28 protein-coding genes and 1 pseudogene are annotated in these 26,547 nt (G+C 63.4%); 18 read left to right on the top strand and 11 right to left on the bottom strand.

Annotated features, from left to right (window positions below; all coding sequences use genetic code 11):
* Window positions 1-11: 11 nt before the first annotated feature.
* The 5 genes from ABIC03_RS00850 (at window position 12) to ABIC03_RS00830 (ending at window position 5,114) form a co-directional block, all read left to right on the top strand.
* The gene (locus ABIC03_RS00850; protein ID WP_354054729.1) at window positions 12-1,562 is read left to right on the top strand and encodes a tripartite tricarboxylate transporter permease; all 1,551 of its coding nucleotides are present in this window, start codon (window positions 12-14) and stop codon (window positions 1,560-1,562) included.
* Complete coding sequence (locus ABIC03_RS00845) at window positions 1,559-2,563, top strand: 4-hydroxythreonine-4-phosphate dehydrogenase PdxA (protein WP_354054727.1); 1,005 nt, start codon at window positions 1,559-1,561, stop codon at window positions 2,561-2,563. The genes ABIC03_RS00850 and ABIC03_RS00845 overlap by 4 nt, the downstream gene beginning before the upstream one ends.
* Before the next feature lie 136 nt (window positions 2,564-2,699).
* Window positions 2,700-2,909 carry a hypothetical protein gene (locus tag ABIC03_RS00840; protein WP_354054725.1) on the top strand — a complete coding sequence of 70 codons (210 nt, stop codon included), beginning with the start codon at window positions 2,700-2,702 and terminating at the stop codon, window positions 2,907-2,909.
* 135 nt (window positions 2,910-3,044) lie between these two features.
* Window positions 3,045-4,106 (top strand): glycosyltransferase family 4 protein, encoded by a 1,062-nt coding sequence (locus tag ABIC03_RS00835; protein WP_354054723.1) that lies wholly within the window; start codon window positions 3,045-3,047, stop codon window positions 4,104-4,106.
* A 12-nt stretch (window positions 4,107-4,118) separates the two neighbouring features.
* Window positions 4,119-5,114: a L,D-transpeptidase family protein gene (locus ABIC03_RS00830; RefSeq protein WP_354054721.1), complete on the top strand. Its 996-nt coding sequence runs from the start codon at window positions 4,119-4,121 to the stop codon at window positions 5,112-5,114.
* Between the two features lie 42 nt (window positions 5,115-5,156).
* On the opposite strand, the gene ABIC03_RS00825 is transcribed toward ABIC03_RS00830, so the two are convergent.
* The 4 genes and pseudogenes from ABIC03_RS00825 to ABIC03_RS00810 all read right to left on the bottom strand — a co-directional run.
* Window positions 5,157-5,573: a cupin domain-containing protein gene (locus ABIC03_RS00825; protein ID WP_354054719.1), complete on the bottom strand. Its 417-nt coding sequence runs from the start codon at window positions 5,571-5,573 to the stop codon at window positions 5,157-5,159.
* Between the two features lie 10 nt (window positions 5,574-5,583).
* Window positions 5,584-6,327, bottom strand: coding sequence for an SDR family oxidoreductase (locus tag ABIC03_RS00820; RefSeq protein WP_354054717.1), 744 nt, complete (start codon window positions 6,325-6,327; stop codon window positions 5,584-5,586).
* Between the two features lie 236 nt (window positions 6,328-6,563).
* Complete coding sequence (locus ABIC03_RS00815; RefSeq protein ID WP_354054715.1) at window positions 6,564-7,577, bottom strand: formylglycine-generating enzyme family protein; 1,014 nt, start codon at window positions 7,575-7,577, stop codon at window positions 6,564-6,566.
* A gap of 319 nt (window positions 7,578-7,896) precedes the next feature.
* Window positions 7,897-8,073: pseudogene (locus ABIC03_RS00810) on the bottom strand (IS5/IS1182 family transposase); the annotation flags it as partial.
* Window positions 8,074-8,172: 99 nt separating this feature from the next.
* Here ABIC03_RS00810 and ABIC03_RS00805 point away from each other — a divergent pair.
* Window positions 8,173-8,913 carry an SDR family oxidoreductase gene (locus tag ABIC03_RS00805; RefSeq protein ID WP_354054713.1) on the top strand — a complete coding sequence of 247 codons (741 nt, stop codon included), beginning with the start codon at window positions 8,173-8,175 and terminating at the stop codon, window positions 8,911-8,913.
* A gap of 13 nt (window positions 8,914-8,926) precedes the next feature.
* Here the strand turns inward: ABIC03_RS00805 and ABIC03_RS00800 are convergent, their stop codons facing one another.
* The gene (locus ABIC03_RS00800; protein ID WP_354054711.1) at window positions 8,927-9,811 is read right to left on the bottom strand and encodes a LysR family transcriptional regulator; all 885 of its coding nucleotides are present in this window, start codon (window positions 9,809-9,811) and stop codon (window positions 8,927-8,929) included.
* A gap of 73 nt (window positions 9,812-9,884) precedes the next feature.
* Between ABIC03_RS00800 and ABIC03_RS00795 the strand changes: the two genes are divergently transcribed.
* Both ABIC03_RS00795 and ABIC03_RS00790 read left to right on the top strand, forming a co-directional pair.
* Window positions 9,885-10,658, top strand: a complete 774-nt coding sequence (locus ABIC03_RS00795; protein ID WP_354054709.1) for an MBL fold metallo-hydrolase — start codon at window positions 9,885-9,887, stop codon at window positions 10,656-10,658.
* A 317-nt stretch (window positions 10,659-10,975) separates the two neighbouring features.
* The gene (locus ABIC03_RS00790) at window positions 10,976-11,962 is read left to right on the top strand and encodes a helix-turn-helix domain-containing protein (protein WP_354054707.1); all 987 of its coding nucleotides are present in this window, start codon (window positions 10,976-10,978) and stop codon (window positions 11,960-11,962) included.
* 160 nt (window positions 11,963-12,122) lie between these two features.
* On the opposite strand, the gene ABIC03_RS00785 is transcribed toward ABIC03_RS00790, so the two are convergent.
* Window positions 12,123-13,199, bottom strand: a complete 1,077-nt coding sequence (locus ABIC03_RS00785) for a methyl-accepting chemotaxis protein (protein ID WP_354054705.1) — start codon at window positions 13,197-13,199, stop codon at window positions 12,123-12,125.
* A 278-nt stretch (window positions 13,200-13,477) separates the two neighbouring features.
* Between ABIC03_RS00785 and recJ the strand changes: the two genes are divergently transcribed.
* The 3 genes from recJ (at window position 13,478) to ABIC03_RS00770 (ending at window position 17,081) form a co-directional block, all read left to right on the top strand.
* Entirely contained in the window at window positions 13,478-15,319 is a 1,842-nt protein-coding gene (gene recJ / locus ABIC03_RS00780) for a single-stranded-DNA-specific exonuclease RecJ (protein ID WP_354054703.1), read from the top strand.
* A gap of 45 nt (window positions 15,320-15,364) precedes the next feature.
* A complete protein-coding gene (locus ABIC03_RS00775; RefSeq protein ID WP_354054701.1) occupies window positions 15,365-16,174 on the top strand; it encodes an SDR family NAD(P)-dependent oxidoreductase in 810 nt (269 codons plus the stop codon).
* A 109-nt stretch (window positions 16,175-16,283) separates the two neighbouring features.
* A complete protein-coding gene (locus ABIC03_RS00770) occupies window positions 16,284-17,081 on the top strand; it encodes an aldolase (protein ID WP_354054699.1) in 798 nt (265 codons plus the stop codon).
* A 7-nt stretch (window positions 17,082-17,088) separates the two neighbouring features.
* Here the strand turns inward: ABIC03_RS00770 and ABIC03_RS00765 are convergent, their stop codons facing one another.
* Window positions 17,089-18,318 carry a lytic murein transglycosylase gene (locus ABIC03_RS00765; RefSeq protein ID WP_354054697.1) on the bottom strand — a complete coding sequence of 410 codons (1,230 nt, stop codon included), beginning with the start codon at window positions 18,316-18,318 and terminating at the stop codon, window positions 17,089-17,091.
* Between the two features lie 134 nt (window positions 18,319-18,452).
* On the opposite strand from ABIC03_RS00765, the gene ABIC03_RS00760 reads away from it, so the two are divergent.
* The 3 genes from ABIC03_RS00760 to ABIC03_RS00750 all read left to right on the top strand — a co-directional run bounded on the left by ABIC03_RS00760 (window position 18,453) and on the right by ABIC03_RS00750 (window position 19,292).
* Complete coding sequence (locus ABIC03_RS00760) at window positions 18,453-18,713, top strand: hypothetical protein (protein ID WP_219680264.1); 261 nt, start codon at window positions 18,453-18,455, stop codon at window positions 18,711-18,713.
* A 62-nt stretch (window positions 18,714-18,775) separates the two neighbouring features.
* Window positions 18,776-19,027 carry a hypothetical protein gene (locus ABIC03_RS00755; protein WP_354054694.1) on the top strand — a complete coding sequence of 84 codons (252 nt, stop codon included), beginning with the start codon at window positions 18,776-18,778 and terminating at the stop codon, window positions 19,025-19,027.
* Window positions 19,028-19,112: 85 nt separating this feature from the next.
* Window positions 19,113-19,292, top strand: coding sequence for a hypothetical protein (locus ABIC03_RS00750; protein ID WP_275171993.1), 180 nt, complete (start codon window positions 19,113-19,115; stop codon window positions 19,290-19,292).
* A 27-nt stretch (window positions 19,293-19,319) separates the two neighbouring features.
* On the opposite strand, the gene ABIC03_RS00745 is transcribed toward ABIC03_RS00750, so the two are convergent.
* The gene (locus tag ABIC03_RS00745) at window positions 19,320-19,844 is read right to left on the bottom strand and encodes a MarR family winged helix-turn-helix transcriptional regulator (protein ID WP_275171994.1); all 525 of its coding nucleotides are present in this window, start codon (window positions 19,842-19,844) and stop codon (window positions 19,320-19,322) included.
* Between the two features lie 54 nt (window positions 19,845-19,898).
* On the opposite strand from ABIC03_RS00745, the gene ABIC03_RS00740 reads away from it, so the two are divergent.
* Window positions 19,899-20,378: a carboxymuconolactone decarboxylase family protein gene (locus ABIC03_RS00740; RefSeq protein ID WP_354054691.1), complete on the top strand. Its 480-nt coding sequence runs from the start codon at window positions 19,899-19,901 to the stop codon at window positions 20,376-20,378.
* Window positions 20,379-20,400: 22 nt separating this feature from the next.
* Entirely contained in the window at window positions 20,401-20,904 is a 504-nt protein-coding gene (locus ABIC03_RS00735; protein ID WP_354054689.1) for a cupin domain-containing protein, read from the top strand.
* 30 nt (window positions 20,905-20,934) lie between these two features.
* Here ABIC03_RS00735 and ABIC03_RS00730 read toward each other — a convergent pair whose 3' ends face one another.
* From ABIC03_RS00730 to efp, 3 genes are all read right to left on the bottom strand, one after another.
* Window positions 20,935-21,921, bottom strand: a complete 987-nt coding sequence (locus ABIC03_RS00730; protein ID WP_354054687.1) for a DUF808 domain-containing protein — start codon at window positions 21,919-21,921, stop codon at window positions 20,935-20,937.
* 84 nt (window positions 21,922-22,005) lie between these two features.
* A complete protein-coding gene (locus tag ABIC03_RS00725) occupies window positions 22,006-23,628 on the bottom strand; it encodes a M23 family metallopeptidase (protein WP_354054685.1) in 1,623 nt (540 codons plus the stop codon).
* A 23-nt stretch (window positions 23,629-23,651) separates the two neighbouring features.
* The gene (gene efp / locus ABIC03_RS00720; RefSeq protein WP_027569909.1) at window positions 23,652-24,218 is read right to left on the bottom strand and encodes an elongation factor P; all 567 of its coding nucleotides are present in this window, start codon (window positions 24,216-24,218) and stop codon (window positions 23,652-23,654) included.
* A gap of 162 nt (window positions 24,219-24,380) precedes the next feature.
* On the opposite strand from efp, the gene epmA reads away from it, so the two are divergent.
* The gene (gene epmA, locus ABIC03_RS00715; protein WP_354054682.1) at window positions 24,381-25,445 is read left to right on the top strand and encodes an EF-P lysine aminoacylase EpmA; all 1,065 of its coding nucleotides are present in this window, start codon (window positions 24,381-24,383) and stop codon (window positions 25,443-25,445) included.
* On the top strand, window positions 25,442-26,536 hold the full coding sequence (locus ABIC03_RS00710) for a lysine-2,3-aminomutase-like protein (RefSeq protein WP_354054680.1): 1,095 nt from the start codon (window positions 25,442-25,444) through the stop codon (window positions 26,534-26,536). The genes epmA and ABIC03_RS00710 overlap by 4 nt, the downstream gene beginning before the upstream one ends.
* Window positions 26,537-26,547: the final 11 nt, after the last annotated feature.

Here is a 26,547-nt window from a genome sequence, read left to right as displayed (position 1 = left end):
CGGAGAGGCCGATGGACAATCTCGGAGAACTCCTTCACGGCTTCAGCATCGCGATCACGCTGCCGCATCTGGCGCTGATGGTGATCGGCGTGCTGCTCGGCATTCTCGTCGGCGTGCTGCCTGGGCTGGGTGCTCCGAACGGGGTGTCGCTGCTGCTGCCGCTGACGTTCGGCATGCAGCCGGTCTCTGCCATCATCCTGCTCTCCAGCATGTATTGGGGCGCGCTGTTCGGGGGGTCCGTGACCTCGATCCTGTTCAACATCCCGGGCGAGCCGTCCTCGGTCGCCACCACCTTCGACGGCTATCCGATGGCCCGCGACGGACGGCCGACCACGGCGCTCGCCACCGCCTTCGGCTCGGCGGCATTCGGCGCGCTGATCGGCGTCATCCTGATCACCTTCCTCGCATCATGGGTGGCGCAGGTCGCACTCGCCTTCGGGCCGGCGGAATATTTTGCGGTCTATTTCCTGGCCTTCGCCAGCTTCGTCGGCATGGGCGGGTCGGCGCCGATCAAGACCATCGTTGCGCTGGCAATCGGCTTTGCCATTGCCGCCATCGGCATCGACACCGTATCCGGCAGCGTGCGCCTGACGATGGGCGTCGACGAGCTGGTGAAGGGCGTCAACTTCGTCGTCGCGGTGATGGGCCTGTTCGGTATCGGCGAGCTGCTCGTGGCCGTCGAAGAGGAGTTTCATGCCCGCGCGGTCTCGTCGAAGATTGAGTGGCGCGAGGTGTTTCGCGCGATCGGCCGCCTGCCGCGGCATAGTGTTGCGCTGCTGCGCAGCGCTGCCATCGGATGCTGGATGGGCATCACGCCGGGCGGCCCGACAGCGGCGTCCTTTATGAGCTATGGCATCGCCCGACGCTTCTCGCGCCGTGGCCGATACTTCGGCACCGGAGAGGTCGAAGGCATCATCTCGCCGGAGACGGCCGATCATGCCGCAGGCACCAGCGCGCTTCTGCCCATGCTCTCGCTCGGCATTCCCGGTTCGGCCACCGCGGCCGTCATGATGGGCGGGCTGATGATCTGGGGTCTCAATCCCGGACCGATGCTGTTCGTCGACCAGAAGGACTTTGTCTGGGGCCTGATCGCCTCGATGTATGTCGGCAACATCGTCGCCGTCGTGCTGGTGCTGTTGACCGTCCCCGTGTTCGCGGCACTGATGCGGATTCCCTTCGTGATCATCGCACCCCTGATCGTGATCATCTGCGTCGTCGGCGCCTATTCGGTGTCGAACTCCTATCTCGACGTCGTCATGATGCTCGGCTTCGGCATCGTCGGCTATCTCTTCAAGAAGCTGTTCTATCCGCTGGCGCCGCTCGTGCTCGCGATCGTCATCGGCGACAAGGCCGAGGACGCGTTCCGGCAGTCGATGCTAATGTCCAAGGGATCGCTCGGAATCTTCTTCGCCAACAAGCTGGTGACGTGCCTGATCCTGGCCGGCATCGCGCTGTTGCTGCTTCCGCTCGTGCTGCAGCTGCCGCGTCTCTGGCGCAAACCCGCATCTGCCGCGACCGAGACAACGGCCCAAGAGACCGCTCGAGAGAAGGTGACCATATGACCGCAAAGCCCCTCATTGCATTGGCAATGGGAGATCCTGCCGGCGTCAGTCCGGAGCTGACCGCAAAGCTGGTCGTGCAGGACGACATCCGCGCCCGCAGCCGGATCGTCGTGATCGGCGACCGCCGCATCTTCGACGAAGGCGCGCGCATTGCCGGCGTCAAGCCGGAGCTGACAATGGTGGAGCAGGGGGCCGATCTGCGCGAGGCGGTGGGCGAGACGCTGTTCGTCGATCTCGGCCACCTCGATCCCGGCGACATCAGGCAGGGCATTGCGAGCCTAGCCGGCGGCAGGTTCGCGCTTGCCAACTACAAGCACGCGCTCGAACTCGGCCGTGACAGCCGGGTCGATGCCGTCTGCTTTACGCCGTTCAACAAGCAGGCGATGCGGCTGGCTCGCGCCGAGTATGACGACGAGATCGCGTTCTCGGCGGAAGTGGTCGGACTCAAAACTCCCGCAAGCGAATTCAATGTGCTGGACCGGCTCTGGAACGCCCGCGTGACGTCCCACATCCCGCTCAAGGACGTCGCCGCGCGACTGTCCGGCGAACGCATCCATCGCGCGCTCAAGCTGACTGATGCCTGCATGCGCAATGCCGGCTTCGCCCGGCCGCGCATCGCGGTCGCCGGTCTCAACCCGCATGCCGGCGACGGCGGAAATTTCGGCCGCGAGGAGATCGATGTTATTGCGCCGGTAGTCGCAGCCGGCCAGCGCGATGGCATCGTCGTGGAGGGACCGTTTCCCGCCGACACCGTGTTCCTGCGCGCCAAGGGTGGGGCCTTCGATGCGGTGCTGACCATGTATCACGACCAGGGCCAGATCGCGATGAAGCTGATGGGTTTTGATCGCGGCGTAACGTTGCTTGGCGGCTTTCCGTTCCCGATCTGCACCCCGGCGCACGGTACTGCCTACGACATCGTCGGCCAAGGCATTGCATCAGTCGGGGCCACCCGCGCCGCGGTGTTGCTCGCCGCGGAGATGGCCGTGCGTCGCGTCGCCTGATTTCTCCGACGGGGAGGTGGGCGCCTGCTTCTGTCTGCGGCGGCCGCGCAGTTTCGGACTTTCCGGGAAAAAGTGGAAACTTCCGTCCTCGTAACGAGTTGCCGTCGCATGAACGTCTCCATCTCGGAGTTGGAACATGGTCGACGACGACCCGCTACGAAGGGCGGTGGATATTGCTTGGTCCGTTTACCGCGCCCGGCATGGCCATGTCGATGCCGCGGATAGTCGTCGCTGCCTGCTTGAGCGTCATCTGCAAGGGAGATGGAAAGCGCGCGGGAGCGATGCCGAAGAACTCACGCAATTCGGGATTGCCTGCCTCGATCGGCTTCCTGACGACGAATGTTGAGGCTCATGGAAGGGCTCGTCTGCCGGGTCGCGGCCGCAAGTGCCAGGCCGAATTGGACGCTGCTCGTGATTTCGAACCTTCTGTCCGCCGCGATCATTCTGATCGTGCGTGCGGCGGTTTAACGGGTACCCTCTCATGCGCATCGCTCAGCTTGCTCCCCTCGCCGAAAGCGTCCCTCCGAAGCTTTACGGCGGCACCGAGCGGGTAGTGGCCTGGCTGGTGGATGGGCTGGTCGAGCTCGGCCACGAGGTCACGCTGTTTGCGAGCGGCGATTCCAGGACGAATGGTGCGCTTCATCCGGTTTGGCCACACGCGCTGCGTCTCGGGCGGAAGGGGGCGGACCCGACGGCCGCGAGCGCGATGCTGATGGAGGCGATTGCAAGGCGTGCGAAGGAGTTCGACGTGATCCACGCGCATGTCGACTGGCTGTCGTTGCCGTTGCTCAGTCGTCTCGGCGTGCCGTTCCTTACGACCATGCACGGGCGCCTCGACTTGCCTGGGCTACCGGACGTAGCCAGGCAATTTCCTGAAGCATGCTTCGTGTCGATTTCCGATCATCAGCGCCTGCCGCTTCCGGATGCGAAATGGATCGGAACAATCCAGCACGGGCTGCCGTCCGACCTGTTTCGCCCGTCCTACGAACAGGGGTCCTATTTGGCGTTTCTCGGACGTCTCACCGCAGACAAGGGTCCGGAGGACGCCATTCGCATCGCACGCGCGGTCCAGATGCCCCTCCGCATCGCCGCGAAGGTCCCTCGCGCCGAGACAGCCTACTTCAGGAAGCACATCGAGCCCAACATCGACGGCAAGAACATCCAGCTTGTTGGTGAAGTCGATGACGCGAAGAAACAGCCCTTCCTTGCCGAAGCCGCTGCGCTGTTGTTCCCGATCGACTGGCCGGAGCCGTTTGGGCTGGTCATGATCGAAGCCATGGCATGCGGAACCCCGGTAATCGCCTATCGCTCCGGCTCCGTTCCTGAAGTCGTCGAGCACGGATTGACAGGCTTCATCGTCGAGAACGAGGAGCAGGCCGTCAGGGCAGTCGGCGAATTGGGCAAGCTGGATCGAAGGAAGGTGCGCTCCCGGTTCGAGGAGCGCTTTTCCGCGAGCCGAATGGCGAGGCAGTACGAAGATCAGTACCGCAAATTGTCTGCCGCCGTGGCTCGGGAATTCATCACTGAACCGTCGGAAACGTGAAAGGACCCGGCAATGTCGCTCGGAAAAGCGGGGCAGATTTGCATCTTTCTGGTCTTCGCTCTGACGGCGCCGCCAGCGTTCGCCGCGGCGATGGACGCCGCCGCCATCAATTCCGCCCAGCCAACCAACAAGACTCTCTCGAACGAGAAGCCGACGCCTGCCGGCGTCCGGCTGCAGGTCCTCCTGGACAGGGCGCGTTTCTCGCCCGGCGAGATCGACGGCAAGTTCGGAGAGAACGCCAGGAAGGCGCTGCGCGCCTATGCGGAAGCGCAGCAATTGCCGAGTTCGGAGGCTCTCTCGGAAGACATCTGGAAGGCGTTGCTGGCGGACGACCGGCCGGCAACGGCGACCTACACGATTGCCCAGCAAGACGTGGCGGGCCCTTTCCTGAGCAGGCTTCCGTCGAGCATGGAGGAGATGAAAGGAATTCCGAAGCTTGGATTCACGAGTCCGCGCGAAGGATTGGCCGAGAAATTTCACATGAGCGAGGAGCTCTTGGCAGCGCTCAACCCCGGGCGCCGCTTCGATCGTGCCGGCGACACCATCGTCATCGTGGATACCGCGAGTGGAGGCGCTGCGCCTGCCAAAGCCGACAGGGTCGAGATCGACAAGAGCCGACAGACGTTGAAGCTGTTCGACAAGTCGAATGCGCTGATCGGCTTTTATCCTGCGACGGTAGGAAGCGAAGAGAAGCCATCGCCCTCGGGCACCCTGAAGGTCACGGAAATCAGCCGCAATCCGCACTATCGCTACAACCCCGATTACCACTTCAGGGACGTCCGTTCGCGCAAGCCCTTCACCATCCAGCCCGGTCCGAACAATCCGGTCGGCACGATGTGGATCAATCTGTCTGCCGAGGGCTGCGGCATTCACGGCACGCCTTCGCCGAAGAAGATCTCCAAAGCGGAATCCCACGGCTGCGTGCGTCTCACCAACTGGGACGCTGAACGGGTGGCAGCCAGTGTCTCGAAAGGTACGCCGGTCGCGTTCGTGGCGAGCGCGGGTTGACGCCAGCGTCCCGTTCCAGCATCGCCGTCTGCTGACCTGGCGCTACTTCGCGACAGGCGTCGTCAGTTCCTTGTCGGCTGTATCCACCACGAACACGGCAAGCAGCTTCGCGGGCTCGGTGTCGCTGGCATTGGCGCTGACGGCATGGCGGTCGCCAGGTCGTTCGGAAAAATTCTCTCCCTTATGAAAGACCTTGGCGGGGCCGTCATTCACTTGGCTGCGGATCGCTCCTTCCAGGACGGTGGCGTAGATGAAAGCCGAGGGCGCGTGGATGTGGGCCGGCGAGGACCCTCCGGGACCATACTCGACCAGCACGCCCTTCATACTCTTGCCGGGGACATTGGGCAGCGCCTGGTCGAACACGACGGTCACCTTGGCTGTGGGTGCCGCCGTCTCGGCGGCATGGACCGTCAGGAATGATGCGGCATAAACAGCAATTGCGATCAGCAATCTGCGCATGGAAGTCTCCTCAAAGTCTCGCGAGCCATGTAGCGAGCGGCGTTTTGCCAAGCCGTGCCTCGCCGAGAGGGCTCAGCGATGTGTCGTCGATGGGAGCGCCGTAGTACGCTGCCTTTGGGTCTCCCACCACTGGTCGGGCGTCGCCGGACGCCTTCAGGCGCCGTGCGATGAATTCATTGAAGGGCGCCTTCTCAGGCCCTGCGATATCGATCGTGCCGTTGAGCGGCTGGCCCATCGCGACCTCTGCGAGGCGATCGGCCACGTCCTCGGCCGCGATCGGTTGAAACAATGCCGTGGGAACGACGATCCGGTCGTCGGCCGCACCCATATCGCCGATGGCGCTGAGGAATTCGAAGAACTGGGTGGCGCGGACGATCGAGTAGGGGACCGGAGATGCCTTGACGATGGTCTCCTGTGCCAGCTTGGCGCGAAAATAGGAGTTATCGGGCGAGCGCTCGGTTCCGACGATCGAGAGGACCACATGATGCTTCACGGCTGCAGCCGCCTCAGTCGCAGCGAGGTTTTTGCTCGAACGTTCGAAGAATTCGAGCACGGCGGAAGGCTCCCAGGACGGCGCGTTGGCAACGTCGACGACGACATCCGCACCCGCCAGCACAGCGGCGAGGCCTTCCCCGGTCACGGCGTTCACGCCTGATTTCGGCGAAGCCGCGACGGCCTCGTGGCCTTGCTGCTTGAGTCTCGCTACGAGCTTGGATCCGATCAATCCCGTCCCGCCGATCACGACGATCTTCATGGCATGTCTCCTCGGCACGTTGCGAGCGCGAGCGTTTCAGGATCGACGGCGCGCGCGTCCCGAAAGCGATGAGGCGACTCTTACCGGGGAAATGGGGCGGGCTCTTGCCTGTAACCGGCCTGCCTTGTCGAAAAATGCTGAAGACGTCTATCCGATCGCCGATAGATAAAGTTGGGTATCGAAATAGTTCGAGGCGCGGCGCGCAGTGCTGTCGCCGGCGTCCGCCGGCGGCGGCGTTAGATTGCAGCACGTCCTTCTTGTTGGCGTTCGGTTACTGACGGCATCCGCGCCACACACCGGAATCCGACATGACTGGTCGAGGTATCGACCGGCTCCGCGTGCCGCGCGGCCGGACGATATCGGCGGCAATAGTTCGGCGCGCAGAGGTGCGAGCCGCCCTTGAGGACCTTGCGCGGAATCTGGATGTCGGGGAGGCGAGGGTCGTAACTCGTGTGCTCACCGCCGCCGCGGGGATTCTTGGGAATGCAGCAGGGTTTTGCAGCCTCGGCGGCGTGCTTTGACGACCACCAGTCGGAGGTCCACTCCCAGACATTGCCGATCATGTCGTAGAGACCGTAGCCGTTCGGCGGGAAGGCCATGACCGGCGAGGTACGCTCGTACCCATCCTCGCCGAGATTCTGGACGGGGAAGTTGCCCTGCCAGACATTGGCCATGTGCTTGCCGCCCGGCATCAGCGCATCGCCCCAGGCGTATTCCTCCGCCTCGAGGCCGCCACGCGCCGCGAACTCCCATTCCGCCTCCGTCGGCAAGTCCTTGCCGGCCCAGCGGGCATACGCTGCCGCATCGCTAAAGGAGACGTGAACGACGGGATGGTCGTCGAGGTCCTTGATGTTGCTGCCGGGGCCATAGGGATGGCGCCAGTTGGCGCCGCGCAGGAAAGTCCACCACTGGCTCCAGTCGGTCAGATCGGTGATGCGCGGCAGCGGTGAGAACACCAGCGATCCCGCGTAGAGCAACTCTGCCAGCGCGCTTGGATAGTCCTTCGGATTGGGAACGATCTGCGCCTCGGTGACCTGGCCGGTTGCGTTGACGAACTGCTTGAACTGCCGGTTGGTCACGGGCGTGCGGTCAATCCAGAAGCCGTCGACAGCGACGCGATGGCTCGGCGTTTCCTCGGGATAATGATGGTCGGATCCCATGCGAAAGGTTCCGCCGGGAATGAAGACCATCTCGCCGGTCTTCAAATCATCCGGCAACCACTCGCAGTGATCCAGATCCGCTCGCAACATGGTGGAAGCTCCGATACTCGCATTCCACTCGATGCTACTGCGCCAACTCTGGCAGACTTCGACGATAGCTCTTTGCCCGGCCCACTGGACGCATTGAGTCCCCCTCTTTTTTTGGTGCTCGGGGGAGAGGAAGACGCTGCATTGCGTCAACATCTCTTTCCTTCGCACGCACGTTTTCGAGTACGCGGCAAATCATGCCGCGTGCGCTCTGCCATCCGCAGAGCGCTTCCCCTTGATATCGCTAAGGTTGCAAACGGTACTCGAAGATTGGACGGCTGTGATGTGCAGTTTGTGCCAGTCTGTGGGCATTTGGTGAGACCTAGGGCGCGGACTCATAACGCGCGGCCAGCCATAGCCGGATAGATGCAAGTTGGACGACGGCAAGGTAGTTTCCTGCAAGCCTGTCGTAGCGCGTCGCCACCCGACGGCAGTGCTTGATCCTGTTGAAGAACAGTCCGACGAGGTTGCGAGCGCGATAGAGGTACGGGCTAAAGCAGATCAAGCCGACTCATTTTTTCGCCGTCGCTGATCAAAAACGCTCAGTCAACACGGCACTTTGGTGAGCTACGTTTCGCACAACGTAGAGGGATGGCGGATGAGCGACGTTAAAGACAAAGTTGTTCTTATTCTTGGTGGCGCTGGCGGCATCGGATCAGCAACGGCAAAGGATCTCGCATCAAAAGGGGCGAAGATCGCGGTCGCCGACATCAGCGAGGCGAAGGCCGAGGATGTTGCAAGGGCGATACGTAACACGGGTGGCGAAAGCCGCGCCTATCCCGTCGACGTGACACAGAAAGAGCAGGTAAAGGCAACAGTCGCGAAGGTCGCTCAGGATTTTGGTTCGCTGGATACGCTGATCAACTGCGCCGGGATCATGTTTGTCCGCCCGCTGATGGAGATCAACACCGTGGAATGGGAGACCACTGTCGACTTAAATATTAAGGGGGCGTTGTGGGCAATCGCGGCTGTTCTGCCGGTTTTCATGCGCCAGCAGCGCGGGCATATCATCAGTCTCAGTTCCATCCACGGCCTCAAAGTGTTTTCGCCAGGCGGCGCGGTGCATTCGGCTTCTAAATTTGCGCTCCGGGCGCTATCCGAGGGTCTTCGAGCCGAACTTGCAACGACGCCAATACGGTCGACTTTAATCACGCCAGGTGCCGTCGACACCGGCATCCAACATAAGACCACAGGCTCCGAAAGTGCGCGCATGCTTGAGATCTACAAAAATGCGATTCCGCCCGAAGCGGTAGCTCGTGCAATCGCGTTTGCAATGGAGCAACCCGCCAATGTCGATATAAATGAGATCGTGGTTCGCCCGACGGCTCAAGCAATTTGACCGTGGATCGATCTTACTGAAACAATTTGGACTCGTCGTCGAAAGTAAAAGAAATATGGTCCGCGACGGTTTTGATAGGCAGGCTTTCTCGACTTTGACGCCTCATGATCAGCCACAGCTCGCGGATCAGCGGTTCACGCTCAAGATTGCATGTGAAGAGGCCGTCTTCCGATTTGCCAACGAAATGCGGTAGAAGTGCAATGCCTGCGCCCGCACGAGCGGCGACCGCCTGGGCGGACTGACTGTCGGTTCGAAAAGATAATCGACAACGTGGAAAGTGCTTAGACAGCCAGCGTGCTTCCGGCAAATGCGCGTTCACTTCATCGAACCCGACAAAGACCGGCTCGGCTCCGGCTTGAACCCGGCGCCGCCATTCGGCATTAGCGTAAAAGCCGAACCCGATTGGCAGCAGCCGCTTGGCAACAACGTCACCATCCTGCGGGCGTCCGAAACGGAGGGCAATATCCGCTTCATGTCGTTCTAAACTCACCGACCGAAAGTCGGTCGCCAAGTCGACATCGAGCCCTGGATGTTGCCTGCACAGTTTGGCGAGCCGTGAAACGAGAAAGTGTTGCGAGAGACTTGGCGGCGCGTTTACTCGAACAAGCCCAATAGGCTTGTCATCGCCTCCGCCACGGCCGAGGTTTGCCGCCGCTGTTTCCATTTCAGTGGCTGGACCGAGAAGACGGGTGCCCGCAGGTGTCAGCAAATAACCGTCGAGACGCCGCTCGACCAGCTGCTCACCAAGAGATTGCTCTAACGACTTCACGCGGCGGGCGACCGTCGCGTGATTTACGGAGAGGGCACGCGCGGCAGCCGTCAAACTCCCGTGGCGAGCGAGCGCGAGAAAGACCCGAACATTCTCCCAATCAAGCGCTGTGCGATTTTTAACAGCCATTGGGAGAAGATAGTGAATTTTTATCCGATGGCCAGTGGATTATCTAAGGTTGGACAACATTGAAGAGAGCTCCATGTCCGGTTCAATCACCCTCACCTTGATCGGTGGTCCAACAGTGCTCATTGAGCACAATGGCTTTCGCCTACTGACTGATCCTACCTTTGATCCACCTGGGCAATATCAGGGGCCGCACAGCCCCGTGAAACACGTCAAGACCGAAGGGCCGAGTATCTCGGTGGAGAATGTCGGAAGGGTGGATGCAGTCCTGTTGAGCCACGACCACCATTTTGACAATCTCGATAATTTGGGCCGGGCTTTGTTACCGAAGGTCGGCGCGGTCTATACGACCATGTCGGGAGCTCAACGTTTAGGTGGAAATGCCGTCGGCATTGACCCATTTGAGGCTCGTTTTCTCGAAGGAAAGGATGGTCAGCGGTTAATCGTGACCGCCACGCCGGCTCGCCATGGCCCTGTTGGCGTCGAGGCTGGTGACGTGGTCGGCTTTGCGCTTGGAGCAGAGCAGGCCGGCGACCTGATCTATATCACGGGCGATACGCTTTGGTTCGATGGCACGTCTGAGGTGGCGCGGAAGTTTTCGCCCAGGATTGTCATCCTACACACTGGCGCGGCCGAGCCCCGCGGGCGGTTTCACATGACGATGGGTAGCGAGGACGCGCTGGAGGCTGCGCACGCCTTCCCGGATGCAGCTCTAGTCGCTGTGCATAATGAGGGATGGGGGCATCTGAGAGAGAGCCAAGATCAACTTGCCGAAGTCTTTGCCTCGTTTAACTTGTCAAAACGTCTGACAAGGTTTGAGAAGGGCGAAGCGTTGACGATCTCTTGGTAGCGGATGGTTGGCGCGACGGCACGTGTCGGCGATCAGCCCTTCTTGGAAGTCCGACAACGTCCGCTTTCGCGCCGCTGTTGGAGGACAAGCGGACATTGCGCGCCTACTCTTGGCAGCAGATTTTATAGGTACGCACCCTGGCGCCCCATGTCGCAAATCCCTCAATGCAGAGGCAATTCAGTGGCATATCTCGCGACAAATTCGGCGATGATTTGCCTCAAAACGCGAAGTCGGCTTGCTACACCCACCTCGCGTTGTGGTGGTATTTCGCTGCTGCCTGCCGCAGAATTGTCGTGCTTCAGTAACACGGTACAGCCATGGGGCAGTTCCTTCTGGTTGATTCGCGCAAGCTGGATGGTTTCGAAGGTCTTCAGCAGGCCGTCCACGGCTCGCATGTCGATGTGATGCAACTCGGCCGCGGTCGGTTGCGCGGAACTTTATCCCATGTCGGCATCGGCGACTTCTCGCTCAGCATTGGTGCTTTCAACGTCGGCATGCGCACGCAGCGGGTTTCTAGCGACGACAGACTGATCATCGGGATGCTGCTCGCGGCCGAGGAGCGCGTCGCCCACTGGTCGTTCGACATGCAGCTTAACGATGTGCTCGTCATTCCGCCGCGGCTCGAACATGACGGTGTTTTTCACGGCGGCTCCGCCTACGCCGCCATGCGCTTCGACCTCAACGAGGTCGCGACGCTGTTCGGTGGTGAGGCACGGCTGAGCGACCCCGACACCTGGCGCAGCCGCGGTCATTTCCGCGCGCACATCGAGACCGGCGCGATCGCCTCGCGCCGCCTGGTCCGGGTCATGTCGCACCTGCGCGACAACAAATATGGGCTGACGCCATCAACTGCCGATTTCTGGAAACGATCGATCGCCGAATGCATGGCTGCCAACGTCGCGTCGTCGCTGCCACCCGACGGCAATGGCTGGCTCCCTTCCGCGCGACGGCTGATCCGCAAGGTCGAGGAGTTTCTCGACGACGCCGGCACGCGTCCGGTGCATGTGTCGGAAATTTGCGCGGTGCTCGGCGTATCGCGGCGCACGCTCCACCGCGCCTTTCAGGAGGTATTCGGTCTCGGCCCGGTCAGCTTCCTCAGGCACAAGCGTCTCTGCGCTGTTCATTCGATCCTGCACCAGAGCGCACCCGGCTCGACCACCGTGACAGCCGTCGCCATGCAACAGGGCTTTTACGAGCTCGGCCGGTTTTCGCAATATTACCTGGCAATGTTCGGAGAGCGTCCGTCGCAAACGCTTGGAATTGCGACGGTGCAGGCCGTCGAAGACGATATCACCAGAGCCTAGCGCTCTGAGCCTGGACCGCGAAAGACGCCATGATGGCATGCGTGCCGGTGTTTTGCCGGCGTCAAATCGCGAAAAAAACCGTCATGAAAACAACCAGATGGCTACTGTGCATGGGGTTGTTTTCACGGTTTTGAGTTGGATGGGCAGACCGCCTCCAGCTTCACGCCCCGCAGACGATCACGCCATACCAGCCCAGGCCGCGATATGTCTCGTAGCCCGGCGTGGCGTGGAACGCCACCAGCGTGCCCGAGCGGTCCTGATAGAAGCCGGAGCGCTGGCCGTCCAGGGAGAGTGAGATGCGCTCGCTGAGGATGCCCTGGCCGTCCGAGGCGGCGATGATGCGAAGATTGGAGTCGACCAGCAGTACGCGTGCCTTGTCGCTATCGCCGACGCGCACACCCTGCACGATGGCGCGGGCCTGTGCCTCCCAGTCGAAATGGATGGCGAGCACCCCGATCGGCGCGCCGTTGGCCTGGCCGCCGGCGCGGACGCTGGCGCAATAGGTCGCGACCTGCGCGTTGCCGAGCAGCGGCTGGTTCTCGACGTCGCCGGCGACATAGTCGTCGCCGGAGCGCAGGGTCGTGGCCTCGCGAAACCATTTGGTGTGGGCGACGTTCTGGTCGACGGTGCGAAAGCGGTCGGCGCGGCCGTTGGCGATGACGTTGCCGTCGAGGTCGCAGAGCCAAAGGTCGAGATAGACGGTGTAGGCCCTCAGGATCACACCGAGACGCTGCGAGGCATGGGACACGGCCGCACCGTCGGGCGAGGCCGCGCACTCGACCAACGCTGAATCGGTTGCCCACCAGCGCACGTCGCAGGTCCGCTCATAGAGATTGCGGTCGATCAGCTCGATGGCGTTGAGCGACAAATCGACCATGCGCTCGCCGCGCGAGCGCTGGCTCATCCGGTCAATCGAGGAGACGAGATCGCCGGTCCGTTTCGTCAGTTGGCTTTCGAGCTCGCGGGCGATGGTCTCGACCTGCTGGCCGACGCCGCGGACCTCCTGCGCCACCACGGCGAAGCCCGCGCCCTGCGCGCCGGCGCGCGAGCTTTCGATCAGCGCGTTCAGCGCCAGCATCTTCATCTGGTTGGTGATCTGCTGGATCGCCTTGGTCTTGTCGACCGCGATCTGGTTGACCTCCGCCGTGAGGCGATTGATCAGCGCGGAGATGTCGGAATCATCATCAGCGGGTTCATTTGCGATCGGCTTGGCTTTGAGGCCCAGCGCAGCAGACATCGGGGGCTTCCCTTGGCAATGAGGTCTGATCTGCAACGAACCCGGAACAATCACTGACAGATCGAATACAATTCTTTTTCGAAGATTCCGCCTAACGCCTGCTTAATTTGCTGTTTTGCGGAATGCTCAAATGATAGTCAGTCCGCGTAGCAAAGCGGCAATCCACCGCTTTGTGCGGCGCAGAGATTGCAAATCCCGGGGGATTGCGGGCCAATCGTCCCGTCGGCCGGGCGATGCAATACCTCCGGCTCCCAGGTTCCTCAAACCGACCGAAGCTCATGACGCCGCCCGCCACCGCCTTGCCCGTCGAAGTGCCCCAGGCGTTCCTGGGGGTGGCGCGCTCGCTCACCGACAAGCTCTGGCGCGACCGGCTGGATGCGCGCGGGGCGGCGAAGGCGCTTGCCATCGTGCAGCGCCACCAACTGCCCGAGCTGCTGGCGCGGGTGCTGGCGGGCCGCGGTGTCGACAGCGACGCCGTCGCCGATTTCCTCGATCCCACCATCCGCAAGCTCCTGCCGGACCCGTTCACGGTAACGGAGATGGAAGCCGCCGCGAAGCGGATCGCGGATGCCGCGGCGAACGGCGAGAAGGTCGCGATCTTCGGCGACTACGATGTCGACGGCGCGACCTCGGCGGCGCTGCTGACCTGGCATCTGCGCCATTGCGGGCTTGATCCGCTGATCCACATTCCCGACCGCATTTTCGAGGGCTACGGGCCCAACACGGAGGCCGTGCGTGCGCTGGCCGAAAAGGGCGCCACGCTGCTCGTCACCGTCGATTGCGGCACCACCAGCATCGAGCCGCTCGCCGAAGCAAAGCGTCTCGGCATGTCCGTCGTCGTGATCGACCATCATCAGGCCGGCACGGAGCTGCCGGAGGTTGACGCGCTCGTCAATCCGAACCGGCTCGACGATCTCTCCGGTCTCGGCCATCTCGCCGCCGTCGGCCTCGTGCTGGTGACGCTGGTCGCGGTCAATCGTGAATTACGCCAGCGCGGCTTCTGGAAAGCGGAGATGCCCGAGCCTGATCTGCTCGGCATGCTGCATCACGTTGCGCTCGGCACGGTTGCCGATGTCGCGCCGCTGATCGGTCTCAACCGCGCCTTCGTCGCCAAGGGCCTGATCGCGATGCGGCGGCGCGACCATGTCGGCCACACCGCGCTGATGGACGTGGCGCGGCTCAACGGCCCGCCGGAGGCCTGGCATCTCGGCTTCATGCTGGGGCCGCGCATCAATGCCGGCGGCCGCATCGGCCGCGCCGATCTCGGCGTGCGGCTGCTTCTGGAGGGTGACAGCGTCGAGGCCGCGCGGATCGCCGCCGAGCTCGACCGCCTCAACAGTGAGCGTCGTATCATCGAGCAGGCGGCCGAAGCGCAGGCCGAAGCCGAGGCGCTCGCCTCGATCGGGCTCGAGGACAAGATCGGCGTGATCGTGACGGCCTCCGAAGGCTGGCATCCCGGCGTGGTCGGTCTCGTTGCGTCCCGGCTGAAGGAGAAGTTCTCGCGGCCCGCCTTTGCGATCGCGCTGGAGCCCGGCGGCATCGGCACCGGCTCCGGCCGCTCGATTGCCGGCGTCGATCTCGGCAAGGCGGTGCGGCAGGCGGTCGCCGACGGCATTCTGCTCAAGGGCGGCGGTCACGCCATGGCTGCGGGCGTCACGCTGCGGAAGGAAAAGCTCGCCGAATTTCGCGCCTACCTCGAGCATGCGTTGGCACGCGACGTCGCCGAGGCGCGCCACGTCAACGAGCTCTACATCGACGGCGCGGTCTCCGCGCGCGCGGTGACGACCGAGCTTGCAACGACGCTCAACCGTGCAGGTCCCTTCGGCAGCGGCAATCCGGAAGTCGTGTTGGCGCTGCCGGCGCATCAGCTCGTCTATGCCGACGAGGTGGGACAGGCACATTTGAGGCTACGCTTCAAATCGGGCGACGGCGCCATCGTCAACGGCATCGCGTTCCGTTCGATCGGACAGAAGCTCGGCAACGCGCTCGTTGCCAATCGCGGCCAGCAATTGCATGTCGCGGGATCATTGTCGGTCGATCGCTATCAAGGCGCCGAGCGTGTGCAATTCCGCGTCATCGACGTCGCGCTACCCGACCAGGGACCATCCATGATTAGATAGGCCCGGCAAACAACAAAAAAGCTTACAGCAAAAAAGGGAGTGAACATGGCAGGGCAGGTTGAGGGCAAGGTCGCGCTGGTGACCGGCGGCGCATCCGGAATTGGCGAGGCAGTCGTCGAGCTGTTCGCGCGCGAGGGCGCCACCGTCATCGCCACCGATATCGACGAGCTGCGCGGCCCAGAACTCGCCAGTCGCATCATCAAGGCCGGCGGCGAGGCGATTTTCCTGGAACAGGACGTCACCAGCGAAGAGCGCTGGATCGAGATCACAGCCGAGATCGCGAAGCGCTTTGGCCGGCTCGATATTCTCGTCTCCAACGCCGGCATCGGCATCGCCGTGCCGTCGATCGTCGACATGACGCTCAGCGATTGGCGCAAGCAGAACGCGATCAACCTCGACGGCGTGTTCCTCTCGGTCAAGCATTGCCTGCCCTTGATGCGCAAGACCGGCGGCGGTTCGATTGTCATGATGTCCTCGCTCGCGGGCCTGCGCGGCGCGCCCGGGCTGTCGGCCTATTCGGCGACCAAGGGCGGCGTGCGGCTGTTCGCAAAATCGATCGCGATGGAGTGCGCGGCGGCCTGTGACGGCATTCGCGTCAACTCCGTCCATCCCGGGATCATCGACACGCCGATCTGGGGCAAGATCCCGACAGGTGCGACCGGCAACCAGGGCAACGCGCCGATCGACCCAGACGAGCGTGCGCGCGTCGTCACGCCGCTCGGCCGCGCCGGCCAGGCCGCCGAGATTGCATCCGGCGTGCTGTATCTGGCCTCCGATGCCTCGCGCTACGTCACCGGCAGCGAGCTCGTCATCGATGGCGGCATGAATGCCGGCGGTGTGCCGCGGCGGCAATAAGCCGCCGCGCGGGCTGCGAAGGGCAGGGTGGCGCCCGCGGGGGCTGACGCGCAGGCGTCGGACCTGTACAACGCGGGCGTCTTCCGATCGACAGAGGTGTCCTTCCGCCATGGCGCACAGCCTTCACTCTTCGTCATCCATGCCAGCAACGTTCCGCTCGAACCGTCCGGACCTCGTCACCGACGCGATCCGCAGCGCGCGCGAGGACCTTGCGGCCTGCTTTCGCATGGCGGCGCGCAACGGCTTTGAGGAGGGCATCTGCAACCACTTCTCGGCCGTGGTGCCGGGTCATGACGATCTCTTCCTGGTCAACCCTTATGGTTACACCTTTCGCGAGCTGACCGCGTCAAAGCTGCTGATCTGCGACTTCCACGGCAACGTGCTCGACGGCGAAGGCGTGCCCGAGGCGACCGCGTTCTACATCCATGCCGAGATGCACAAGCGCCTGCCGCGCGCCAAGGTCGCCTTCCACACCCACATGCCCTACGCCACGGCGCTGTCGATGACCGAGGGCGATCCGCTGATCTGGGCCGGCCAGACCGCGCTGAAATTCTACGGTCGCACGGCTGTGGACCGCGACTACAACGGCCTTGCGCTCGACAACCGCGAAGGCGCGCGCATCGCATCCGCCGTTGGTGATGCCGACATCATCTTCATGAAGCATCACGGCGTGATGGTGCTGGCGCCGACCATCGCGGAGGCTTGGGACGATCTCTATTATCTCGAACGTGCTGCCGAGGTGCAGGTGCTGGCGATGTCGACAGGGCGTCAGGTATTGCCGGTCGATCCAGCCATTGCGGCCGAGACCTACAGGCAGATGCGCGAGGGCGATTCCGAATCCGCTCGCCTGCATCTTGCGGCGAGCCGGCGGCAACTCGATGCGGAAGAGCCGCAGTACCGGCACTGAGCCATAACTACGATCCCTGGCGCAGCTTCGCCAGCACCTTCAGCCCGCCATAGCCGTCCGCGGGCGTGATGCCCGCGCGCTGCTGAAAATCCTTGATTGCCTTCATGGTGTCATTGCCGACACGGCCATCGGTGCCGCCGGTGTCAAAGCCCGCCTTGGTCAACCGCGTCTGCATCTCCTGCACCTCGGCGAGCGTCAGCGCGCGCTCGGAGCCGGGGAATGGCTGGATGAAAGGCGGCGCGCCGAGGCAGCGGTCACCGAGATGGCAGATCGCCAGCGCATAGTTCATCGAGGGATTGTAGCTCTTCACCGCGTTGAAATTCGGTCCCAGCAGAAACGTCGGCCCGCCCGCAACCGGGGTCCACATTTGCGCGGATGCGGAGGCTTGCGGGAATGGCTGGCCGTCGGCGCGGGTGACGCCGGCTGCCTGCCAAGCCGCATAGGTCCGGGTGCCGCTCATCTCGCCGGGCGCGCGCACCTCGTAGCCCCAATGCTCGCCGCGGTGCCATTTGCCCCGGTTGACGAGATATTTTGCGGTCGAGCCCAGCGCGTCGTCGGGCTTGCCGAACGGCGACACCTTGCCGTCGCCATCGTAGTCGATGCCGACATTGAGCCAGACCTCCGGCATCCATTGTGAATGCCCCATCGCGCCGGCCCATGAGCCCTGCATCTGCTCCGGCGTGCTCCAGCCCTTGTCGACGATGCGCAGTGCGTTGATCAGCTCGGTTTCCCAATAGGCTTTGCGGCGCGGCTCGTTCCAGGCGAGGGCGGCGAGCGAGGGAAACACCGGCGTCATGTGGTTCTGCTGCACCAGCGGATCGCCATAGGCGGACTCGACGCCCCACAGCGCCAGCAGCGTGCCGCGCTCGACGCCGAAATCGCGCTCGACGCGCGCGAGCAGCGCCTCGTTGTTCTTCAGCGCAATCTTGCCGTTGATGATGCGCCAGTCGGAGACGCGGCGGTTGATGTATTGCCAGACCTGCTCATGGAATTCGGGCTGGTTGCGCATCTGCTTGAACACGCTCATGTCGGGCTCGACCCGCGCCATCGCGCGCTGCCAGGTCGCAGCGGAGATGCCCTTGGCCATTGCACGTGCGCGAAAGCCCTCGCGCCATTCCTCGAAGCCTGGAGGCGCGGCCAGACTGCGCGTTGGGATTGCGACGAGTGCGGCCGCGCCGAGCGTGGATCGAAGCAGAGCGCGGCGGCTGCGAGAGGCAATGGAATCAGCGTGTTTCATGGGCCCATTCTAGCGGGAAACATGGCGGCTGTGACCCGGTTCCTGGAACTAGAGGAAGAGACGCAGGCACGCGTTCCCCGGAACAAACTGTCGCACTCCCGCATTCCCCCAGCACCAAATTAGAGGAGGAGAAGATGAGGAAATATCTGTTTGCCGCCGCCATGGTCACGGCCATCGCCGCGCCTGCGTTTGCCGACGAAGTCGGCGTTCACGTCGGTCCGGTCGGTGCCGGCGTGACGGTCGGACAGTCTCACGAATATCGTGAGCGGGACCGTGATCGCGACCGCACCACCGTCATCAAGGAGCGCGAACCCGCCGACCGCACCACGGTGATCAAGAAGGAAGACGAATTCGGCAATCGCAGCAAGACCGTGATTCATCACGACAACGACTGATGGAGTGGGGCCCCGGCCGATCGTCGGGGCCCGCCGTCCGTTCATCGAGGATTCGGGGTGGAATGAAGATACGCGCGCATGCGGAAAGCCATGTCGTCGAGCTCGACGACGGATCGCTATGGCAGATCTTTCCCGGCGATCTCGCGACCACGCTGAGCTGGAAGCCCGAAACCGATCTGCATCTGGAGCGAAGCGGCGATCGGGTGAGTTCGCATGAGCTGGTGAATGATGCCGATCAAAGCCGCGTGCGGGTGATTGCAGCGGGCGAGACCTGGCCTGATGGCGAGGTTAAGAAAGTGTTGAAGGGCGGGTAGGGCGCGCCTGCAATGGGTCGGATATCCCCAATTTTGAGCCTGTCACTTTACGGTCGATTCGCTTCCGTCTGCGCACAATGCGTGAATGCAGGAGCTGTTCGACATCATCCGCGCCAATCCCTGGCCGTTCGGCGCCGGGTTGTTCGTCGTCATCCTGATGATCCTTGCGGAGAACTTTGGGCGCGGCATTCGAGGCAACGGCGCCGCAAGTGACTTCCCGGATTCGGACGGTGGCGGCTGCGGCGATGGAGGAGGCGGCGACTAGGACCCGTCAGCGGCGAACGCGCTTCGTCTAATCCTCCTGCAAATCGGCCGCGATGCCTGCGAGCCAGCGGCGAATGCTTGCCTCGGCCCTGGCATCGAGCCCGACCGCAAGGCGCTTCTCCAACGCAATCACCCGTTCCCGGCACGCTTTCAAAAGCGTCGCGCCGCGCGGCGTCGGCGTCCATTGCTGGATGCGGCCGTGGACGGGATGGGGCGTCATCACAATCGCACCGTCACGTTCGAGATTGCGGATGATGACGCCGACGGTCTGGGGCGTCAGAAACGTGAGGCGGGCGACGTCGGCCCCTGACAGTCCCGGATAGGCATTGAGCATGGTCAGCACCGCGAATTGCGGTGAGGTGACACCGAGATCGGCCAGCGACCGCTCCATCGTCAGACGGACTGCGGCGTGGGCCTGGCGCAGCAGATAGCCGAGATAGCCTTGTTCGCCGCGCTTGCCTTCCCCTGGCGCTGGCACCCGAACCGCCGGGGCGGCAGTGGCTGCCTGCCGCCGCGGTTGCGATCTCGTGATATCAGGCGGCTTGCGCGTCATATAAGTGCTCTTATAATGTATCAGCACTCTTACAATACCACGAGGTGAACGGCAATGTCACACGCCCGCAGCGAATACGAGGATTTCAAGAAGATCGCGCCCGACGCGTACGAGCTGGTGCTGGCGCTCGGCCAGGTGGCGGCCAAGGCCGGCCTCGACAAGCAGCTTCTCGAACTGGTCAAGCTGCGCGCCTCGCAGATTAACGGCTGCGCCTTCTGCCTGCAGCATCACATCCTACTTTCGGAGCGGATCGGCGTGCCCGTCGACAAGCTCAATTTGGTCGTGGTCTGGCGCGAGGCGCCGATCTTTTCCGCGCGCGAACGTGCCGCGCTGGCCTGGACCGAGGCGCTGACCCGCCTGCCCGACGGAGTCGGCGAAGACGTGTACGCCGAGGCGAGCCGTGAATTCTCCGAGACCGAGCTGACATACCTGACCTCGGCAGTCGCCTCGATCAACGTCTGGAACCGTTTTGGTGCGGCATTTCGCTGGACGCCGGCGAAGCGGCCGGCCGCAGCGAATGCGGCGGCATCCTGATTATAACGAAGGGAGGATCGTGATGACAGTAATGAGTTTGCCTAGCACGCAGCACCCGTTGCCATCGCGCTCGATGGCGATCGCCGTCGTTGGCGGGCTCGCCTGCGCGCTTGCGATTGGCAAGGCGCTGCCGGTGACGATGGACACCATATCCCGCGCACTCTCGCCGCTCTGCGCCACAGCCGCCGAAAGCTCGCCGCTCGACAGGGTCGAACCGATCGGCTCCTACGCGCTGCCGAACGTACCGGGCAAACGCGTCACCATCGTGCGCGTGTTCTACGGTCCCGGCGGGTTCTCGCGGCCGCATCGTCACGCGGGATCCGTCACCGCCTACATCACCAAGGGCGAGATCCGCTCCCAGCTCGGCGGCGGCCCGGTCGAGACGTTCGGCGTCGGCCAGTCCTTCTTCGAACCGCCCGGCTCGACCCATCTGGTCTCGGCCAATGCGAGCACCACGGAGCCGGCGGAATTGATCGCGGTGTTCGTGGCGGACGAGGGCGCGCAACTCACGACGCTGTTGGAGTAGCTGGTACTCACAATCCGAAGCCGCTTTTGTTCAGGTCGGCTGCGATCGCTTAAGACGCTTCCATAGTGGTGAAAGACCGTATGTGACGGCCGGTATCGCAACCGCGCCGACAAGGAGGCCAACGACGCCCGAGATGGCTGCCTCGACCGACCATTCGACGATGCCGGCAATGGAGGGAAGGAAATGCGCGGCGGCCTCGGCGGCGGCATGGACCGTATGGCCGATCACTGGTGGGCCGTATTGTTCGATGCCGTGCAGGATGATGCCGCCGCCGACCCAGATCATGGCGGCGGTGCCGATGGTGCTCAGTACCGCAAGGAAGGCCGGCATGCCGCGGACGAGCGCACGCCCAAGCAAGCGGATTGCGCCGCCAATGACTGAGGCGCCGCCATACCGCGCAAGCGTCAGGCCGACATCGTCCGCCTTCACGATCAGGGCGACCACGCCGTAGACACCAACTGTGATGAAAATGGCGACGAGGGCCAGCACGAGCGCCTGCGTCCAGATGCTGCCCGCCGGGACGGCTGCCAACGTGATCGCCATGATCTCCGCCGACAGGATGAAATCCGTCTTGATGGCGCTCGCGACCTTCTCGTCCTCAAGCGACCGCGCATTCGATGCCGTCGCCTGGCGCTGAGTTTCTTGGTCGTGCGCATGATGCGGCATCACGGCCTCGAGCACCTTCTCGGCACCCTCGTAGCAGAGAAAGGCGCCGCCCAGCATGAGCAGCGGCGTGACTGCGGCGGGAAGGAAATAACCAAGCAACAAAGCGATGGGCAGCAGGATCAGCAATTTGTTGCGGAGCGATCCAACCGCAATCTTGCCTACGATCGGCAGTTCGCGTTTCGAGGCAAAGCCGATCACGTAGTTGGGCGTGACGGCTGCGTCATCGATGACCACGCCAGCCGCCTTTGCTCCCGCCTTGGCCGTTTGGCCCGCGACATCGTCGAGCGAGGCTGCCGCCACCTTTGCGATCGCTGCGATATCGTCGAGAAGACCAATCAGTCCGACACTCATCAACCCAGTTCCTTCGGCCTTCCAGCGGGCGGTGTGTGCGACAAACACGCTGTTGCACTGCCTGGCAATGGAAGGAGCAAGCCGTCAGTTCTCGTCGCCGCCCGATCCCTCGCGCAGGTCCGGCTTGAGCACGTCCTCCGGTAGCGCATGCGCCACGGGCTGCGGCGTGCCGGCGATCTCCGGGCCGACCTCGCGGCCGCGGGCGCGGATCAGGCGCTCGTACGCCGAGACGAGCGTGACGTAAGGACTGACCCAGATCCAGCCGTCGCGAGTGAACACCTGCACGTCGAAATGCAGGTGCATCGAGGTGCCGGCGGGATGGTCGAGATAGTTCGAGACCACGCCGATCTTCTCGCCCTCCGATACGATGCGGCCATTGAGCAGGCCATCTGCGTTCAGCGCCTGCGGGTTCATATGCATGTAGCGGAAACGGATGTGCTCGGTCCGGCTGTTGATTTGCAGCGTCACGGCCTGGTCCTTGGAGGCGCGTATGACCCTCGCATCCCGCACGGCGACGACGGCGCGCTGCTTGGGATCACAGGCTTGGCGGCCTTCACCGGGCGGCGGGCACTCGGCCGCGCGGATGTCCTCGCCCTGATGGCCATAACCGCCGCCGCATTGCCAGACCTCGAAACTGCGGGACTCGCAAAAATTGTCCCGCCAGGGATAGGCGGTCGTGCTCTCCATCTTGTCGCGCTTGGCATAGGATTGCGAGTGTACGAACGCGGGCGCCTTATCGAGAGGAAAGCGGATCTGTGCGTAGGCCATCAAGTCGGGATGGCCGCCCTGCTTGCGATAGCCGGTGTTCGGGATGATGTCGCCGCTCGGCCGGTAGGTGAAGTCCGGGGAACGTACCCCGGGACGATCGAGAATGTTGGAAGCGATGTCCGTCAGCGGCCGCATGCGCTGGCCGCCGGCAACGCGCAGCGCCTTCAGGAAGCGTTCGGCGACCGGATAGGCCTCCTTGCAGGCAAGTCGCCGCGGCTTGGCGACGCTATCGAGGCATTGGATCGACACTACATAGGCGACGCCGAAACGGGTGAAAGCGTAGCGCACATAGCCTTCCCTGATGAACTTGCGCAGGTCCGGGTAGAGCGCCGCGAGCGGTTTGACCGGGTCGCCCTTGCCGCCCGAGGGATCGGCAATGTCATAGACGAGCGCAGAACCCGTGATCTGCACCTCGACCGGCCTTGCGAACACCCGGCTCGGCATGCCGTCTCCGGCGCCAGGCTCGAACGAAAAGGTCGCGCTGTAGCCGGCGGGGCCGGCATCGAACATGTCGACGGAACTGAAGTCGGCCTGGTAGCGCGACAGCGCGAGGGTCGTCGGCGCGCCATTGCGCCGTGCTTCGAAATAAGCGGCTGTGTCGAACGGCAGCAGCACGGGCACGGAGCTGCGGGCGATGCCGGTGAAAAATTGCGAAGAGATCGCGTTGAGCTGCACCAGCGCCGGCATCGCACGTGGATCGTAGCGCGGCACCGAACGACGGGGGGCGAAGATGAAATCGTCCGCGGCCCGTGGATGGGTGTTGATTTCGGTGCGGAGCTGGTCGAGCGCCGCGCGCCAATCGACGCGCAGCGCCGTGAGCGAGGGGCTGCGGAACTCATCCGCAGCGAGCGGAGAGGCAATGAGGAGCGAAAGCGACGCCAGAAGTTGCGAGACGAAGCGGAAACTTTTCCCAACCACTGTCTCGCCCCCCGGCGGCACCTGTTGCGCTCGCTTTGGCCCCGTCAGTCCTTGGCGCGTTCGGAGTAGGAGCCGTCTTCGGTCATCACGACGATTCGGGTGCCGACGGCGATGTGCGGCGGCACCGTGGTGCGCACGCCGTTCGACAAAATCGCGGGCTTGTAGGACGAGGAAGCGGTCTGGCCCTTTGTCACGGGCTCGGTCTCGACCACTTCCAGCGTCACGCGCTGCGGCAACGCGATCGACACCACGTTGACGTCATGGGTCGACAATTTGACCGTCATGCTCTCCTGAAGATAGGCCGCGGCGTCGCCGATGACGTCCTTGGACACCTGGACCTGGTCATAGGTTTCCGGGTTCATGAAGTGGAAACCGTCACCGTCTTCATAGAGATAGGTGAAGTTGCGCTCTTCGATCGTGGCCTTCTCGACCTGGTCGGTGGTCTTGTAGCGCTCGGAGATCTTTACCCCGTCCGAGATTCGGCGCATTTCGATCTGGCTGACCGGGGTGCCCTTGCCGGGATGGATGTTCTCGGCGGTCACGACGACATATAGCTTGCCGTCTTGCTCGATCACGTTGCCCTTGCGAATAGAACTGGCGATGACTCTCAAAGCTGTATTTCCTGCTTGCTTGGCCCGGCTCGGGCCAGGACGTGGTCAAATTGATGGGGGACCTGGGGCCCCAAATCAGACCGCGGCACCTGTTTCGGGCCGCAACATACTGGTTTTGCCGTTGGATGCCAGCATTTTGCTGGCCTGCGGGGCGGCCGGCTAATGTCTGGGGACAAGCCGATGTCGCCGTTCTGGTCCCCCTCGCGGCATCTCGACCGCCGGCCGTTCCTGCAGGCCAGGGGAGCCATCACCGGGGCTCTACGGGGATTTTTCGCCGAGCAGGCCTTCGTCGAGGTCGAAACCTCCGTTCTCCAGGTCTCTCCGGGCAACGAGACCCACCTGCACGCCCCCCGGACGGAGATCATGCGACCCGACGGCAGCCGTGTGAGCCGATATTTGCGAACTTCGCCGGAATTCGCCTGCAAGAAGCTGCTGGCGGCCGGAGAGACTCGGATTTTCGAGTTCGCGCGGGTGTTCCGGGACCGCGAGCGCGGCGACCTGCATTTGCCCGAATTCACCATGCTGGAATGGTACCGGGCAGACGCCGCCTATGACGCCATCATGGCCGACTGCGTCGTCCTCATCGCCCGCGCGGCCCAGGCAACCGGTATCGGCGCCTTCACCTTCCGCGGCCGGACCGCCGATCCCTTCGCCGAGCCTGAACTTGTGACGGTGGCCGGCGCCTTCGAGCAGTTTGCGGGAATCGACCTGCTCGCGACCATTTCCGGCGGCGAGGGCGACCGTGCCGCGCTCGCCCGGGCAGCTGCCCGCAAGGTCCGGGTGGCCGAGGACGACACCTGGTCCGACATCTTCAGCAAGATTCTGGTCGAGCATGTCGAGCCGCATCTGGGGCAGGGCCGTTTGACCATTCTGTTCGAATACCCATCTCCAGAGGCGGCACTGGCGCGCGTCAAGGCGGGCGATCCCCGCGTTGCCGAGCGGTTCGAGGTCTATGCCTGCGGTGTCGAGCTCGCCAACGGTTTTGGCGAACTGACCGACGCCGACGAGCAGCGCAAGCGCTTCACGCAATCCATGGCGGAGAAGCAGCGCCGCTACGGCGAAGCCTATCCGCTGGACGATGACTTTCTGGCCGCGGTCGCGGCGATGCCGGAGGCGAGCGGCGTCGCGCTCGGCTTCGACCGGCTGGTGATGCTGGCGAGCGGCGCGTCGCGAATTGATCAGGTGGTGTGGACGCCGCCTGCAAATGAAACGTTAAGCGAGACATGACGAAGAGCAATCTTGCACGCACATTGCGCGAGCCGGCCGACCTTGTGGCCGAGCAGCTGGCGCCGGCCACAGCGCTGCCGGCGCTCGAGCGCGTTGCCGCACGCTATGCGGTCGCGATCACGCCGGCGCTGGTCGATCTGATCGACAGGTCCGATCCCGACGATCCCATTGCGCGGCAATTCGTTCCGACTGGCGCGGAGCTGGAGATGCAGCCGGGCGAGAACGCAGATCCGATCGGCGATCATTCGCACTCGCCGGTTCCCGGGATTGTGCATCGCTATCCCGACCGCGTGCTGTTCAAGCTCGTTCACGTGTGCGCGGTCTATTGCCGCTTCTGCTTCCGCCGCGAGATGGTCGGACCCGGCAAGGAGAACGCGCTCTCGGACGGCGCCTATCGCGCGGCGATCGACTACATCCGATCGCATAGCGAGATCTGGGAGGTGATCCTGACCGGGGGCGATCCCCTGATGTTGTCGCCGCGGCGGATGAGCGAGATCATGGCCGATCTGGCCGCCATCGATCACGTCAAGATCATCCGCCTTCACACCCGCCTGCCGGTGGCCGAGCCCGCGCGCATCAGCGACGAGATGGTCGCTGCGCTGAAGGTCGAAGGCGCAACCACCTGGGTGGCGCTGCATGCCAACCATGCGCGCGAACTGACGGGGCCCGCGCGTGCCGCCTGCGCGCGGCTGGTCGATGCCGGGATTCCCATGGTGAGCCAGTCCGTGCTTTTGCGCGGCGTCAATGACAATTTGACCGCTCTGTCGGATTTGATGCGAGCTTTCGTCGAATGCCGGATCAAGCCCTATTATCTGCATCACGGCGATCTCGCGCCCGGCACGGCGCATCTGCGAACGACGCTCGCCGAGGGGCAGGCTTTGATGCGGCAGCTGCGCGGACGGGTGTCGGGACTGTGTCAGCCCGACTACGTCATCGACATTCCCGGCGGCGCCGGCAAGTCGCCGGTGGGGCCGAATTACGTGTTGCCGATGCAAAATACCGCACCTGATGCGCGTGATGCAGATCAAGAAACGCGCTATCGTATCGTGGATTATTGCGGCGACGTTCACCTCTATCCGCCCGAGACCTGATTGGTCGTGAT

This window comes from Bradyrhizobium sp. RT6a, from assembly GCF_040547675.1.
Taxonomy (GTDB): Bacteria; Pseudomonadota; Alphaproteobacteria; order Rhizobiales; family Xanthobacteraceae; genus Bradyrhizobium.
This window is presented reverse-complemented; position numbering and strand designations above follow the sequence as displayed.